13 protein-coding genes and 2 tRNA genes are annotated in these 16311 nt (G+C 37.2%); 5 read left to right on the top strand and 10 right to left on the bottom strand.

Going from position 1 to position 16311, the window contains the following annotated elements:
* Positions 1-54: 54 nt before the first annotated feature.
* On the bottom strand, positions 55-1569 hold the full coding sequence (locus tag ACS8MM_RS06005) for an OmpP1/FadL family transporter (RefSeq protein ID WP_379714103.1): 1515 nt from the start codon (positions 1567-1569) through the stop codon (positions 55-57).
* Positions 1570-1644: 75 nt separating this feature from the next.
* The gene (locus ACS8MM_RS06000; RefSeq protein WP_379714100.1) at positions 1645-2622 is read right to left on the bottom strand and encodes a hypothetical protein; all 978 of its coding nucleotides are present in this window, start codon (positions 2620-2622) and stop codon (positions 1645-1647) included.
* A 99-nt stretch (positions 2623-2721) separates the two neighbouring features.
* Between ACS8MM_RS06000 and proS the strand changes: the two genes are divergently transcribed.
* The 4 genes from proS to rpsT all read left to right on the top strand — a co-directional run bounded on the left by proS (position 2722) and on the right by rpsT (position 4905).
* Positions 2722-4200 (top strand): proline--tRNA ligase, encoded by a 1479-nt coding sequence (gene proS / locus ACS8MM_RS05995; protein WP_379714098.1) that lies wholly within the window; start codon positions 2722-2724, stop codon positions 4198-4200.
* Between the two features lie 120 nt (positions 4201-4320).
* A tRNA-Glu gene (locus ACS8MM_RS05990) sits at positions 4321-4392 on the top strand.
* Between the two features lie 32 nt (positions 4393-4424).
* A tRNA-Glu gene (locus tag ACS8MM_RS05985) sits at positions 4425-4496 on the top strand.
* A gap of 157 nt (positions 4497-4653) precedes the next feature.
* The gene (gene rpsT, locus ACS8MM_RS05980; protein WP_379714096.1) at positions 4654-4905 is read left to right on the top strand and encodes a 30S ribosomal protein S20; all 252 of its coding nucleotides are present in this window, start codon (positions 4654-4656) and stop codon (positions 4903-4905) included.
* Between the two features lie 58 nt (positions 4906-4963).
* Here rpsT and ACS8MM_RS05975 read toward each other — a convergent pair whose 3' ends face one another.
* A complete protein-coding gene (locus ACS8MM_RS05975; protein ID WP_379714094.1) occupies positions 4964-5734 on the bottom strand; it encodes a DUF5995 family protein in 771 nt (256 codons plus the stop codon).
* A gap of 188 nt (positions 5735-5922) precedes the next feature.
* Between ACS8MM_RS05975 and typA the strand changes: the two genes are divergently transcribed.
* A complete protein-coding gene (gene typA / locus ACS8MM_RS05970; protein WP_379714092.1) occupies positions 5923-7722 on the top strand; it encodes a translational GTPase TypA in 1800 nt (599 codons plus the stop codon).
* A gap of 422 nt (positions 7723-8144) precedes the next feature.
* On the opposite strand, the gene ACS8MM_RS05965 is transcribed toward typA, so the two are convergent.
* From ACS8MM_RS05965 to ACS8MM_RS05935, 7 genes are all read right to left on the bottom strand, one after another.
* A complete protein-coding gene (locus tag ACS8MM_RS05965) occupies positions 8145-8543 on the bottom strand; it encodes an ACT domain-containing protein (RefSeq protein ID WP_379714089.1) in 399 nt (132 codons plus the stop codon).
* An 82-nt stretch (positions 8544-8625) separates the two neighbouring features.
* Complete coding sequence (locus ACS8MM_RS05960; RefSeq protein WP_379714086.1) at positions 8626-9225, bottom strand: peptidylprolyl isomerase; 600 nt, start codon at positions 9223-9225, stop codon at positions 8626-8628.
* 30 nt (positions 9226-9255) lie between these two features.
* Complete coding sequence (locus ACS8MM_RS05955; RefSeq protein WP_379714084.1) at positions 9256-10107, bottom strand: hypothetical protein; 852 nt, start codon at positions 10105-10107, stop codon at positions 9256-9258.
* A 25-nt stretch (positions 10108-10132) separates the two neighbouring features.
* A complete protein-coding gene (locus ACS8MM_RS05950) occupies positions 10133-10606 on the bottom strand; it encodes a hypothetical protein (protein WP_379714081.1) in 474 nt (157 codons plus the stop codon).
* A gap of 9 nt (positions 10607-10615) precedes the next feature.
* Positions 10616-10939: a hypothetical protein gene (locus ACS8MM_RS05945; RefSeq protein WP_379714078.1), complete on the bottom strand. Its 324-nt coding sequence runs from the start codon at positions 10937-10939 to the stop codon at positions 10616-10618.
* A 10-nt stretch (positions 10940-10949) separates the two neighbouring features.
* On the bottom strand, positions 10950-11744 hold the full coding sequence (locus ACS8MM_RS05940) for an alpha/beta fold hydrolase (protein ID WP_379714075.1): 795 nt from the start codon (positions 11742-11744) through the stop codon (positions 10950-10952).
* 153 nt (positions 11745-11897) lie between these two features.
* A complete protein-coding gene (locus ACS8MM_RS05935; protein WP_379714072.1) occupies positions 11898-16310 on the bottom strand; it encodes a T9SS type B sorting domain-containing protein in 4413 nt (1470 codons plus the stop codon).
* Position 16311: the final 1 nt, after the last annotated feature.

Below are 16311 nucleotides of genomic sequence, written 5' to 3'. Positions count from 1 at the left end.
TTGTACTAAAAAAGCCCAAAATTTTGTGGGCTTTTATCTTTTTAACGTGTTGAATTACAATTCGAATGAAAGGGTAACTGTTACGTTGTTGTTTTTTACCGTTGTTTTGGCTCTGTCAACTAAACCAGTTGTAAATATTTGGTGACCATAGTCTCTTTCGGATGTTGAATAAGCAAAGTCAAGCTTAGTGCCTCCAAAGTTATAGCCTAAACCACCAGAATACCCTTTTAAGTCGCCCATAATATTTTCATCTTTGTATGGACTTGTTTCGGAACGAAATCCGGCACGAAGACTCCATTTTTCAATTTTATATTCGCCGCCAATTCGCAATTCATTTGAAGTGGTGAATGTCTCATCAATTTGGTTGTTGTCATTGGTGTAGTCACTCTCGGGTTTTAAACGCATGGTACTGTAGTCTTTGCTGCTATAATCAACACTGATGAAACCTTGTTTTCCAAATATGAATGCGGCACTTCCTGTTAATTTACCAGGAGTTTGGATTTTGTAAGGAGCAAAAACCATAGTGATATTTGGATCTACAATATCTGCAGCTAATTCACTGGTGTTATTACCGCTTACTGCAACTACACTTTGAGATAATTCATCGGTGAGTTTGTGCCAAGTTGGTGATTCATAAGTAGCACCAACTCTGAATTGGTCGCCCAACTTTAGAATTGCTCCTATTTGAAATGAAAAGCCATTACCGTAAGTGTGTAGGTAATTGTCGAAATATATTCTTTTTACATAATTATCAGTTGATGTATTGTTATCATTGCTTTCAAAAAATTGAGAAGATCTAACATAATCAGAAAAATGAGAGTTTAGATTAATGCCAATCATTAATCGGTCTTGATAATTTGCAGATGCATTGAATGCTAATTTTCCATTGTAACCTGTAGTTTCTACTGAATTTTCATGGTAGAAATCACCGGGAATCACTGCTGAGCTGTATTGAGTGATGTTCGGATTGTTGTAGTTGGTAGGGTCGGTAACTAAAGGTATTGGGTCAATTATATAAGCGTTATAGCCTAAATAAGCTTGTTGCTCGCGAAAGGATAATTCTTCGAAGTTGAAATTTTGTAAAACTCCTAATTGAATTCCGTTGGCATAATTTAAAAAGTAATCATCAATCGAATTATTGGGGTTTGTACCACTGATGAATAATGAATTATCGAAATTGTTTTGGTTTTCATAATTCAATGAAAATGCAAATTTTTTCCATTCGCTTTCATTGTTGTTTTCGAATACAAAAACACCGCCAGCTTGATTTAAATCAATGGAACTATTGCTGTCACTGCTTTTTGTTCCGAAATAATTCGAATTATTTTTAGTGTTGTAATTGCCAAGAGTAAATGCAACTTGGTTGTTGTTGAAGATTACAGAACTGGCTGGATTTATGTTAATTGCAGATAAATCTCCTCCGAGTGCACCAAAGGCACCGCTTAGTGCTCTGAATCTAGCAGTACCTAGAGATTCTGTTTGAGAGTATCGTAATGCGTCATTTATATCTTGAGACTGCATTGCAGTAGTTGCCAAGATTAGGCTTAAAAGTGATATATAGTTTTTCATATTCTATTTCATTAAAAAACCCACACAAAAAAGTTGTCACAGAATCTTTGTATAGGTTTGTTGAGTAAAATGTTGTTATCTGCGACCTCCGCTTCTGCCTCCGCCGCCACCGGAACTACCGCCTCCGCTATAACTACCTCCGCCTGATGAACGAGGAGAATCGTAGCTTCTTGGAGAATCATATGTTCTTGGTGAAGAGCTTCTTGGTGAATCTTCATTTCTTGGAGAAGATGGTCTAGGAGTTGATCGAGGTCTTGGAATTGAAGTATTTCCATTTCCTATAGTCCCGTTCGATGACGGACTATCAAAGTTTCTTCTTCTCGGTAAAGTAGTAGCTGATCTCGGATTAGAAGAGTATCCTTGGCTGTTGTAAGAAGATCTTCTGTCTCCTGTGTAACGATTACTGTATCTGTCGTTTGTTCTGTCTCCATAGGCAACTGTTCTTCTTCCTCCATTGTAGGCATAGTTTCTGCCGTAGTAGCCATTTCCGTAGTAGCCATAGCCGTATCCTCCGTAGTAATATGGGCTATACCATCCGTTCCAGTAAGAAGGACCGTAGAAAGCGTATCCGCCCCAATATGGATCGCACCAATAAGAGTTCCAGCCCCAGTAATTTCTCCATGGTCTGTAGCCCCAATAGTAGTTATTCCATCCCCAATTGTTGCCCCATCCCCAATTGCTTTCATAAACATTAACAGTGATGTGGTCGGTATTGTCTCCCCAGCTGGCGTAGCTAACTTGTTTTTTTACTTCGGTAGTGTCGTTTTCTGTGGAGTAGCTTTCTACATCTGTGAATACATCTGATGATTCAATACTATAATTGTTGGCGTTGGAGCCAAAATATTCTTTGTATTTTTTATTGGAGTCATCCTGAGAGGTTCGAGGAGTTTCAGAGGTGCTTGTTACGGTCTCTCTTTTTTCGCTTCCGTAAATGCCATCGTTTTCGTAGTACGATACATTTTTGTATGAACCACAAGAGACTGTTGTTAAAACCAACAATCCAACAATGGATTTAACAATTAGACCATTAATCGAAAAGTATTTTGCTTTCATAATCTTGAAAATTTATTGTTGGACAACTCAAAAATAGTTAGTTTTGTCGAATAATTATAATATTTAACATTTCACAATTTTTGTGCCAAACTATTCAATATGAGCAAGAACTTAACGAAGCGTGCAGAAGATTACTCCAAATGGTATAACGAACTAGTTGTCAAGGCTGATTTAGCCGAGAATTCTGGTGTAAGAGGTTGTATGGTAATTAAACCCTATGGGTATGCAATCTGGGAAAAAATGCAGGCAGAATTGGATAGGATGTTTAAAGAAACAGGACACAGTAATGCTTATTTTCCATTATTTGTTCCAAAAAGTATGTTTGAGGCGGAAGAAAAAAATGCGGAAGGTTTTGCAAAAGAGTGTGCCATTGTGACGCATTATCGTTTGAAAAATGATGAATCGAAGCCTGGGAAATTAATGGTTGACCCCAATGCGAAACTAGAAGAAGAATTAATTGTTCGTCCAACCAGTGAAGCTATTATTTGGAGTACTTATAAAAACTGGGTGCAATCGTATAGAGATTTACCATTGTTAATCAATCAATGGGCGAATGTTGTGCGTTGGGAAATGCGTACTCGTTTGTTTTTGCGTACAGCTGAGTTTTTATGGCAAGAAGGTCATACAGCGCATGCTACTAGACAGGAAGCGTTGGATGAAACAGTGCAAATGATGAATGTGTATGCTGATTTCGTTGAAAACTTTATGGCTATTCCGGTAGTAAAAGGAGTGAAGACAGAAACAGAGCGTTTTGCAGGAGCAGATGAAACGTACTGTATAGAAGCATTAATGCAGGATGGAAAAGCTTTACAAGCCGGCACATCGCATTTCTTAGGTCAGAATTTTGCAAAAGCTTTTGAAGTTAAATTTGCGAACCAGGAAGGAAAACAAGAATATGTTTGGGGAACCTCATGGGGAGTTTCAACTCGTTTAATGGGTGCTTTGGTAATGACGCATTCTGATGATAACGGATTAGTGTTGCCTCCAAATTTAGCGCCAATTCAGGTGGTTATTGTTCCGATCTTTAAATCGGATGAGGAATTGGATAAGATTTCGGCGGTTGCGAACGATTTGCAGACAAAATTCAGAAAAATGGGTATTTCTGTTAAGTTTGATAATAGAACGACGCAGAAGCCAGGGTTTAAATTTGCTGAATGGGAGTTGAAAGGTGTTCCAGTGCGAATAGCAATTGGTCCGAAGGATTTAGAAAACGGAACTTTTGAAGTTGCTCGTCGTGATACATTATCGAAAGAAGTAATTGCTGCTAATGATGCAACTACCTATATAAGTGATTTATTAGAGGAAATCCAGAAGAGTTTATATACAAAAGCGTTTGAGTATAGAAATTCGCATGTTACAGAAGTAAACACCTTTGAAGAGTTTAAAGAGGTTTTAGAAGGTAAGGGTGGATTTGTATCTGCGCACTGGGATGGAACAGCAGAAACAGAAGAAAAAATTAAAGATTTGACCAAAGCAACCATTCGTTGCATTCCTTTGGATCGAAAAGAAGAGGTTGGTGCTTGTGTTTTGACAGGAAAATCTTCAAACGGAAGAGTCTTATTTGCAAAGGCTTACTAAAATTAAGAAAAAAAATATTAAAAAAAATTGCGAGAGCTATTGCAGAAATAAAAAATGTGTATATCTTTGCACTCGCATTACAGAAATGAGCGCTCAACATGAGAATCAGAGTAAGTAAATGGCCCGTTCGTCTATCGGTTAGGACGCCAGGTTTTCATCCTGGTAAGAAGGGTTCGATTCCCTTACGGGCTACTTTTTTGAAATATTGAAATTAATAATGCGATGGCCCGTTCGTCTATCGGTTAGGACGCCAGGTTTTCATCCTGGTAAGAAGGGTTCGATTCCCTTACGGGCTACAAAATTAGTTGTAAATAAGTTTTATAAAATAAAGAGCAGTGTCTCGGTCTTTATTTTATTAGTTAAAACCAAAGTGATTGTAAATGCAGTTGTGGGAGGTTTTTCTTTTTTAACTGATAGTTTATAAATAATTATTACAATTAAAATTAAAAGAAAATGGCAAATCATAAGTCAGCTTTAAAAAGAATCAGAAGTAACGAAAAAAGAAGAGTGTTAAACAGATATCAGCACAAAACTACTCGTAATGCTATTAAAGCAATCCGTGTAGCTACTGACAAAGCTGAAGCTGCTGCAAAATTATCTAGCGTTATTTCAATGATTGATAAATTAGCAAAGAAAAATATCATACACGATAATAAAGCTTCTAACTTGAAGTCTAAATTAACTAGACACGTAGCTGCTTTATAATTTAAATTAGTGTTCAAAATTTACTCAAAAGCCTTGCATTTGCAAGGCTTTTTTGTTTTTAAGTCAGTGCTGGTTCAGTGGCTAGTTTTCCTTCAAGTGCTTCGATTTTAGAAGCAATAGTACCCCATTCACACCACAATATTATATTTAGAACCCATTGCAATGTCCTTACAGGATTAAGTAATTTGAAGCCTAAGTTTTCGATTTTTAAATCTCTTATTTGTATTAAATCATTTCTTTGTTCCGGGGCTGCTTTTAATTCTTTGGCAAATAACCACGCGCCGTCTCTGGCAGTCTGAATGCTGAATTGAATTAGTTTATCGTCCCATTGTTTGGCTAAAGGCATTACCAATCCGAAAATAGGAGAGACTACACTCATATTTCGTTTTACTTCATCGGTCATTTCTGAAAGTAACGAGTTGATATGGTTGAAGTCGTTTTGTATGCTGTCCAAAGTGTTGTTTTCGATAGTGTCGATGGTGGCGATGCTTAAATCCAAGTTGATATGAGCATTGATTCCAGTAAGAAGATGTTGTAATACCAAATTTTTTTTGGAAGCGGCTTTGAACGAAATCTCCCAACACTTTGAGATAGGTTTCTGTTCTTTATAGTCAAAATAAGCTTTAAAATAACGATTGGCAAATAATACGTCTAGTTTTTCCATTCTTTGATTGTCTTCAAAACGCTGGTTCGCAATTCCATCTCTAACATTGATGGTTACTTTTCGATATAAAACAGCAAAATAACCCAAAGGGTTGTTGTTGGTTTTGCATTCTTCAACTATAGTGTCTAATATACTAATGACTTCGTTAATGGTATTCGCTTGCATGTAGGTGAATTCTTCTAAATTTTCATAAATGTAAAAATAAAATCTGAGATGCCTATCCTTTTTTGCATTGCTTCGGTGCGGTGTTCTTATTATTTTATTATGTTCTAATTGTTAAGTATTTAGCGCTTGAATTAAAAATGTTTTTTATGTAAAAAATAATCGTACTTTTGCACCACAAAAAAAATCACATGGAATCAATTAGAAATATTGCGATTATTGCGCACGTTGACCACGGTAAGACTACGTTGGTTGATAAAATCATGTATCACTGTCAGTTGTTTCGTGAAAACGAGAACACAGGTGATTTAATTCTTGACAATAACGACCTGGAACGCGAGCGCGGAATTACAATTACTTCTAAGAATGTTTCGGTTACGTATAAAGGAACAAAGATCAACATTATCGATACTCCGGGCCACGCCGATTTCGGTGGGGAAGTAGAGCGTGTATTGAACATGGCTGATGGTGTTTGTTTATTAGTAGATGCTTTTGAAGGACCAATGCCTCAAACTCGTTTCGTATTGCAAAAAGCTATCGATTTAGGTTTGAAGCCATGTGTGGTTATCAATAAAGTGGATAAAGAAAACTGTACTCCGGAAGAAGTGCATGAAAAAGTTTTCGACTTGATGTTCGAATTGGGTGCTACAGAAGAGCAGTTGGATTTCCCTACTGTTTACGGTTCGGCTAAGAACAACTGGATGAGTGACGATTGGAAAAATCAAACTGAAAACATCGAGCCTTTATTGGATATGGTATTGAACAATGTACCAGCTCCTAAAGTTTCTGAAGGAACGCCACAAATGTTGATTACTTCATTGGATTTCTCTTCGTTTACAGGACGTATTGCCATCGGACGTTTACAAAGAGGTGTTTTGAAAGAAGGAATGAATATTTCTTTGGTAAAACGTGATGGATCTATTGTAAAATCTAAAATTAAAGAACTACACACTTTTGAAGGTTTAGGCCGTAAGAAAGTTGCTGAAGTAGTTGCTGGAGATATTTGTGCTATTGTTGGTTTGGAAGGATTCGAAATTGGTGATACTGTTGCTGATTTTGAAAACCCTGAAGCATTGGCAACTATTGCTATTGATGAACCTACAATGAGTATGTTGTTTACGATTAATGATTCACCTTTCTTTGGTAAAGAAGGTAAATTCGTAACATCAAGACACGTAAAAGACAGATTGACGAAAGAATTAGAGAAAAACTTAGCTTTAAGAGTTAATGAAACTGATTCTGCTGATAAATTCATGGTATTCGGACGTGGTGTATTGCACTTATCTGTATTGATTGAGACAATGCGTCGTGAAGGATATGAGTTGCAAATTGGTCAACCACAAGTAATCATCAAAGAAATTGATGGTGCTAAATGTGAGCCAATTGAAGAATTAACTATTGATTTACCAGAGAATGTATCTGGAAAAGCGGTTGAATTCGTAACGATGCGTAAAGGTGAAATGTTGAGCATGGAGCCAAGAGGAGAGCGTATGATCATTAAGTTCATCATTCCTTCACGTGGTATCATCGGTTTACGTAACCAATTGTTGACTGCTACTGCTGGTGAGGCTATCATGGCACACCGTTTCTTAGAGTATCAACCGTACAAAGGAGAAATTGCTGGACGTATCAACGGTTCATTGATTTCAATGGAGAATGGTAAAGCAATTCCTTATTCTATCAATAAATTACAAGATCGTGGTAAATTCTTCGTAGATCCTAACGAAGATGTTTACGAAGGTCAGGTTATCGGTGAGAACTCAAGAGGTGACGATATGGTGGTGAATATCACTAAAACGAAACAGTTGACTAACTTCCGTTCTGCGGGTGCTGATGATAAGACAAGAATTGTTCCTGCGATCAAATTCACTTTGGAAGAAGCATTGGAATACATCCAAAAAGATGAGTACGTTGAAGTAACGCCTAAGTCACTTCGTTTACGTAAAATCTACTTGAATGAAAATGACAGAAAACGTAATAAGATTGCTTAATACGAATGTATTTATATTGAAAATCCGGCTTTTATGCCGGATTTTTTGTTTGTGGTTGATAAAGAAAGTCCAAAGTTTTTAAAGCAGTAAGAAGTGTTAACCAAGCAGTAAAGAGTGTCAACCAAGCAGTAAGGAGTGTTAATCGAGCAGTAAGAAGTGTTAACCGAGCAGTAACGATTGTACACGGAGCAGTAAGAAGTGTTAACCGAGCAGTAACGATTGTACACGAAGCAGTAAAGAGTGTTAACCGAGCAGTAAGAAGTGTTAACCAAGCAGTAAAGAGTGTTAACCAAGCAGTAAGGAGTGTTAACCGAGCAGTAACGATTGTACACGAAGCAGTAAAGAGTGTTAACCAAGCAGTAAGGAGTTTTCTCTGTTCAGTAGTCCAAAAACTTTGGATTTCTCTCAGAGATGTATTGGTGTTATTTGTCTTCTGAAAAGCGGTTCAGGATTTCCATTGCTTTTGTTGCGTCTTTTTTATCTACAAAAATATGATCGTGATAAAAGGCAGCCACCACATTGCAGCTGATGTTTTCTTTCGCGAGCGCATTAGAGAACGCCGCAGTTAATCCAACGGCTTCTAACGATGAATGCACAGTCAGGGTAATCCAGGAAGCTATATAAGAATAGTTAAGGCTTAATTGGTCAGCTATGTGCTTTTTCAGCACGATTGTAATGCCTTCTTCTTCCTTGAAATGAAAAAGGATTTCACTGAAATTTACCAGAGTGTCATTTTTGACTGTACAAAAAACATATTCCCCATTGTTCAATTGGGGTTTCATAGTTTTGAGTAAAGTAGCTAAGTTTTTTTCGCCGGACATGATTTTAGTTTAATGTTGTAAAGTTGAAAAGTTATAAAGTTTGGGTTTATTGTTTTGTAGAAATTAAATCTATTGCAAGGATCTATTTCTTTTTCTTTACGCTCAACAGTGTCAGTTCTTCTAATTCTTTGTCCTGAAATGTTTTTAGCGTCACATAATACCATTTGTTCTCAGGGATATCAACAGTGAAAATGTCGTTTACTTTATGCTTTTTGACTGCTTTTTCAAATAGGGGTACCATCGTTCCGTCTTTAAACCAATTCAAATCACCAGTTTTGTTGTGATCCATGCTATATTCATTCGCCAACTCGGTAAACGGAGTTCCGGCTTTGTATTTCTCCAGGATGGTTTTTCGCAGGGCATTGATAGCTTCCATGGAAAGTTTACTTCCGTCAAGGTAGATATAACTTACTCTATGTGCATTCGTTTTTTGAGTGTTTAGCACTTTGAAAACACGGTTTTCATCACTGAAAATAGCTCCTTTTTTCTTACCGGTAAATACATTCGAAGTGTCAGTTGAGTGAGTTTCCGGGATAGTGGTCCAGATTTGACCGTCTAATTCAGGATGCACTTGGATGAGTATTTTGGCCTGTTCAATGGTATTGATGGGGGCAATTTGTTCTTCCTGTGCAAAGCAGCTCAGTGAAAACAGAAAGGCGTTCAATAGTAAGGTAAATTTCATTGTTTGTATCTTAAGTGTCAAATGTAGGAATTAATTGTTTGACGTCAGTTTATCCAGTTTTACGATCTTTTTTCCTTCGTCAGCTTCGTCGGTTCTGTAAATGACTTCGATGCGGTTCTTTTTGACTTTACGGACCAATCCTTTGAAATCCTTAATTTTTTTTTCAAGTGCTTTATTCAAGGAATCATTTTCGGTAGTTATGATTTTGTTTTGGACTCCGAAAAGACCGTATTGATTCGGTGCGTCTGGCAAATCAGGAAGTTGCCAATCCCAAATGGGGAAAGTGTAAATGTCTTTCCATTGGTTGTTTTTATAGGTTGCAATATGCCAGCTGTTTAGACTGGAATAATCGGCATAATCAAGTACATAGGATATTTCATCAGTGCCGTCACCATTCAAATCTCCTTCATTTTTTAAGAAAGCTAAGCCAAAATTATCAAGATAGTTGAAGTTTAAGGTGTCTATTTTTTTAGCATCAGAAAGCAGGTACGAGCGCGTTTGTTTTCGGATTGTTACTGCGATCAATTGATCTAATTCCTCTATATTTTCATAGTATTTACACGTTTCTTTTTTTTCTTTTTCACTGTAATAGTGTTCGATGAGTTTTTCTTTTTTGCCATCGCCATTAAAATCACCTTCAATTATAAATCGATAACCCAATACCGGTTTGAGGTTTTTAGGGACGGTTTTCATAACCTCTGCAATCCAATCCATTTCTTTTTTTTCTTCTTTCAATTCCTTTTTAGCAATGGTGTCGGTTTTTGCATTTGAAGTAGCTTTGGATGGTACTACTTTTTGCTTGGTATTTGTAGTGACTTCCTTTTTGCAGGCATATAGCAAAAGGCACGTCAAAAGGAAATAGAAAGAAACTTGGGTTTTCATGGTTTATTTGAATGTCAGTAGAAGATTATTGTAGAGAATTTAAAAAGGAACGAATGTCCATTTTTGGATCATTTCGATGGTTTTCAAATTTTGATTCGTTCAGTAGAATTAAATCGACTGTAGTTATACCCGGTGGACCATAATTGATTTCTGAGAGATAGTAACCATTGGATAATTTTATATAGCCTGAGGTTCCTATATCGAATTCATCATCACTATAGAAGAAGAAATCGACAATTTTCTGTCCAATACAGTATTTTTTGGCAAGTTCATTAATTGATTCGCCGCTGTCATATTTCTTTTGTAAATAGTCAATGTTTTCTGTTGTCAATTCGAGATAATCATCTTCATCGGATTGAGGAATATCAATAATTGTATTGTCGTTCAGTTTCAGATAAGCATGAAATGATTGTAAGCCATATTGATTTTCTTCGGTATAGTGAAACCTTATATCTGTAATTTCTTTACCGATTAATTCGGATAGTTTGAGCGTTTGCATGGGTTTGGATTATTTAATGGTAACCGGTATAGGTCCGCCATGCGAAATGAAGCCGCCTCCAATTTCGTCTATATTCACATCCAATTCATCGTTTGTATTGATTCTTCTGAGATTGACGTCCAATTCAGCGCTAGAAGAAGTGATATTGACATCGATAGTTCCGTTTTCGTTCAAAGGTACTAAACCATAGTTACGGTTGGGTACTATGGATAGGTTTTTATGTCCTTCCGAAGCGTATGATTTCGGAATGATATCAATGCTTTGTAAAGTTAGAATCGTTAAACAAACGGCAATAATAGAGAGAACAGTTTTAGTGTATAGATCAGTTTTCATAGTTTGTTTTTTAAAGTTTATCATTTAGAAATTTATGAATTATTGTAGCGGTGGTTTTGATTAAAGTCGAATCTTGTGGTGTCGTAATTTCACCAATATAATCTCCGTGGCCACCAGGAAATATCGCTAATCGTGCACCCGATAGGATGATTTGCATTTCGGCTGCATGAGAAATGGTGACCACATCTTTATCTCCCAAGAGAATCAGTGCGGGTGCTTTGATTGATTGGAGTTGTTCGTCTGTTATATCTTTGAACGATTGCATTCTGGCGACATCTCTTTCGTACATTTTGTATAATGCTTTCGGATCTGGATTGACCTTAAGAAAAGCCTCTTTGAGCGCTTGTGGCATCCCTTCAAATGTCGGATTTTGCATCATGGGCCAAAACCAATCCGGAGCACCAGATTTCTTATAAAAAGCCGAAGCCACGATAATTTTATTTGTCATTTCCGGATGACGGATAGCAAATTGCAAAGTTGTCGTTCCGCCGTTGCTGAAACCAAGAATATGGGCTTTTTTGACTTTCAATTCCTTAAGAAGTGCAGCGATATCATCTGCATCTTGTTCGAAAGATAGCGGCGAGTTCCTGTCGGTTGTATGTCCATGTGCTTGCATTTCCAGTGCATAGACAGTATTGTTTTTGGCTAGTTCGGGTAATATACGACCAAATGAAGTTTCAATAGTTGAACCGCCACCGTGAATCACTACTAATGGTTCTCCAGTGCCGTGAATTTCATAATACATTTTGATTCCGTTCACATTGGCATAACCATTTGAACTTTCCAAAGATTTAGAAGTTTTCATTGCTTTGTGGTTTGAATTCTTACAGCCAGTCATTGTTAAGAGGGAAAAAATTGCTATTACAATTAGTTTCATTGCTGTCTGTTTTTTAAAAGTGAACTATAAATATAAGAAAAAGCACATAAAAAAACTCCCGACATTTGCGGGAGTTTATCTTTATCGTTTTAGTGTGAAGTGACCTCTTACTTCTCTACCATCTTCTAAAGTAGCTTTGTACCAGTAGTCGTCAGCAGGTAATGGAGTTCCTAAATAGGTACCATCCCAACCTTGTGAAAGGGGAGTGATTTCTTTTAGGAATTTTCCAAAACGGTCATAAATATAAATTTTAGCATTCGCATTGAAGCGACTGTTGGCTCCAATAATGTTCCAATTTTCATGGTATCCGTCTCCGTTAGGTGTGAAAAATTGTGGGAATCCAGTTATAGAAATAGGGATTTCCAATACCGGACATCCGTTCAAATCAATCACATAAACAGTATGTAAACCAGGACGAACATTTTCGAAGAAACCAGTAGTTTGTCTTTCAGCATATAAATCATCCAAAGCAAAAACATAGTTGCCCAAACCAGTTACGGTAACAGTGATGGTATTGTTTTCAGTTAAATCTTTAACTATTGGGTCGCCTACCAAGGTAGCTGAATTGGATTGTTTTATAGTTACTATTCTTTCCTTGAAACAACCAGTTGCATTCGCTACTTCAACTTTATAAACACCATCCTGATTGGTAATTAATGTGGCATTGTTTTCACCAGTTAATAGATTACCATCTTTGTACCATGTGTAAGTGTAATCCGCTGGGTTGGCGCCATTCGGTAATCCGGCTGTAATGGTTTGATAAATATTCGGTTCATTGGTACAGATGTATGCGTCGTCTTCCATGTCAACATTCGTGTCAATATTTGGTTTCGGATCAACAATCAGTTGAAAATTCGTACTTCCAACACAGTCATTTGTGCTTGCGTCTTCCAAACGTACCCAAATTGTTTGTGTATTAGGGTAGCCGATATTTCTGTAATTGGTAATATTGGTTATTGCTAATGAATTCCCAGCAGCATCTACTTCCTGAAGGAAATCATTGTAGTTTTTATAAAACTTGTAGGTGTAACCAGTTGCGGTAATTAAGCCATCGATGTACGATTGAACAGTTGTCAGATCAAATTCTGAAATACCGTCGTAGTCATCATTGGTAGCATCTACAAAATCATCACAAACGTGTAATGGATTAATTACTGCAGCACTCAAAATGGCATTGGTAGTTGATGAAACCAACTGCATATCTACTACTTCATAACAGTTGTTTGCATTGGTTACTCTAACCCAAATAATTTGAGAGTACGGTGTCGTATTGGCAAATGCTAATGGATTAGTGATTTGTAGCGAGGTGTCGTTGTTTTGCGCTCCAGTTTGTGTAGTGAAATAGGTGAAAGTTTCAGTTGTGGCTGTAGCAGAGATATCAGATTCTTTTTGACGAAGATTGAAAACAGTGATGCCGTCTGTATTATCATCACATTGAACGATTCGTACGCCAGTGTTTAAAACCGGTTTTGGATATACTGTCAATTGTGCGGAATTGGAAAAGAAATCACAGCTATTTCCGGTACGGTTTAACTGCGTACGGTATAAATAACCATTCATATTATTCTGAATGTTTGTCAAAGTCAATTGATTTGAGGTCACATTCGAATAAGTTGCATCATTGACAAGGTTGGTCCAGTTAACTCCTCCATCGACAGATACTTGCCATTGGAAAAATTCGGCATTACTTGCCAATTCGAAAGTAGTACTTTCAAATAAACATTGTGCTTTATTTGCAGGCTGTGTTGTAATTGTAATTGATGCAGAAGTGATGTAGTTCGGGTTAGGAGTTGTGTATCCAGTAGCACTTGTGACTTCACCATTGGCTGCAACTGTTGCTGGAGATGTTCCGAGTATTCCATCATTATCAGTATCGGCAAAGCCAGCTTCTTTGGCGTCAAAACATTGGTCGCTATCGCTATCTAAATCTCTATAATTCCCAATGGTGTCGGTATCGGTATCAATTCCGGTTTCAACACTGTCGTAAATACCATCATTATCACTATCCCAATCAATATAGTCTGGAATTAAATCCAAATCGGTATCCACAGGAACAAATCCAGGTTCGAAAGCATTATCTAATCCGTCCAAGTTAGTGTCGGCATTTGCAATCGTTACCGGTGAATTTCCTTGTGCTTCAATAACGTCTGGTATAGCATCATTATCACTATCTGTATCGAACATATCAGGAGTGCCATCCAAATCGGTGTCTTTGTATACACAAGTAGCCACAACTTTGAAAGTCGATTTGTTTGGTGCTGAGTCCAATAAGTTTTTGTGTGTTATTTTGAACGAGCTAGATTGGAAAGTCTGGAATTTGAAAGTTCCAGTTCCAGCAGCTAAAGGTGCATTTCCATTAAGTCGGAATCGAATTTCGAAGGAAGAGAATTGCGTTACGCCACTTTCGTAAATACCGTCATAATTGGTGTCGATTAATAACTGATTATCAGGATTTAAAACCGTTACGTTTTTATCGGTATCAGAGTTGACAATGTATTCGGCATTGGCATTCATTAAATCGGTTGCAGCTGCAATTTGCGGGTATTCCAAAGTAATATTACTAGGTTGACTGAACGTTAACGTATAATCAACATAATATCCTTTTCCAGGTAATATATCGGTGATAAAACTTCCATCTGCATTTCCAGTAAAGGGTATTGTGGCAGCCGGTAGCGAATTTGAAGCTACTCCCGTGTATGTTGTTGTTGTGTTTGGAATGGTTCCAGCAGCAACAGAAGTATTTATAATTTGATTTCCGAATGATTCTGTGCAATTGGTGATACCATCGTTATCATAATCGATATCGATATTATCGTTTGCTAAGTCTCCATCTGCGTTTGTAGGACAAGCACTTACGGGGATTCTGTCAGATTCTAAATTCGTTCCACAAGTAGAAATAGTGGCCCTAACATGATAAAATCCCGGTTGAGTAGGGTTGTATGAGTTTGTTGTAGCACTTGGAATAATTGTATTATTGAAATACCATTGAAAAACGTCAAAGGATGTAGCATCGTTTACACTAAGATTAACGTTGGGTAAGCAGTTTTCGCTAGTAACCGCAATCTTATTGAATGCAATTTCAGGTTCGAATGTAAATCCAGAGTAAAAGCCACCATAAGTTGCAGCCCCAGATGATCCGTAGTAAGAAAGGTAAACCGATTCGCTGGAAAAAACGGATATGTTACCGTTAAGTCCTGAGAAAATATAAGTTTCATAATCACTATTTCCGTTAACAACTGAAGGCCCAATAAAAGAAACACCTATGGATGTTAAAGAACTTAGCGTATGATTAGTACCGTTGATTATGAAATTAAGCGCTGCACCTGTTTTGGTAACCACACATACCGTTCCACCAAAATTGGTATCATTACCTACTTCATTGATACGAGGAATGTTGTTGATTACCTTGGGGGTTTCACAGCTTAAAGGCGGTACAAAGTGCATGTTTTGATTGGCTAAATTAGGTCCGCCATCTGTGCCTATTCCACCAATAGCTTGGTAGGCAAATACTTTTTTTGAAGTTCGTACATACAAGTTTCTATTTCCTGAAAAAAAACTTCCGTCAAAAGTATAGTACTCTCCTTCGTTAATGGTAGCGATTGGTGTTGCATTTCCATTGATGAAAATTTCGGTATTGTCTTCATTAGCGATAAGTAGTGGTCTTTCGATTTCGTCATAACCATCACCTTTAACAAAGATATATTCCATACCTGTTCTTTCGGCAGATACGATTTGGTCGAAACCTAAATCTAAATTGGTTGTATTACTATTACTTCCTGCAAAAGTTCCGCAGTTTACAGCAATCGGTTTAGTGGCTGAGATTGATGCTCCAATCAAGCCATCGCGATTGGCTTCGGTCAAGCCACCTTGGGTAGCTATAATATAACTTTCACCTGCATTCAGTGTGATACTGAAGGGAAGATTTCCAGTGAAACTATTCACCAAAGTTACTCCGGGTTTGATGTCGTCAAATGTAACAACTGTATTATTTTCAGTAGCTAGAATGGAAGCAAATGTGTAGTAATTTTCAGAGAAAACAGGAGTTCCAAGATTTAAGAATCCACCAATTCTGAATTGTGTTCCGAGTGCTGCTAATCCTTTGGATACTAGTCCACCAGCGTGAAATCGGCCTGGTGTTGCCACAGTTCGAACTGTTACATATACAAGGTCTTCGGCTTCAATAATGCAACCTTTATTATTGAATACTGAATTTGCGCCAGTTTCATCTACCATTAACTGGTTGTTGGAACCGTTTGTGGCAATAGATAGGATATAAGGATTGTCTCTAGAAACAGTTCCATTAATCGTAGTTCCTCCCAATTGAATAATTCTGAAGTTTATAGGCGTAACGCTTGGACAAGAAATGTATAAGCTTTGATCTTGCGGTACAATACTCGCAGCATTCGAGATAGGAGGTATGTAATGTGTTTTACTAAATTGTGCAAAACAAGTTACACTAACTAAAAAAGTTAGTAAAAGTAATTTTATCTTCATG

The organism is Flavobacterium sp. MAHUQ-57 (genome assembly GCF_051908335.1).
Taxonomy (GTDB): domain Bacteria; phylum Bacteroidota; class Bacteroidia; order Flavobacteriales; family Flavobacteriaceae; genus Flavobacterium.
The sequence above is the reverse complement of the archived record's forward strand: the minus strand, read 5'-3'. Positions and strand labels throughout refer to the sequence as shown.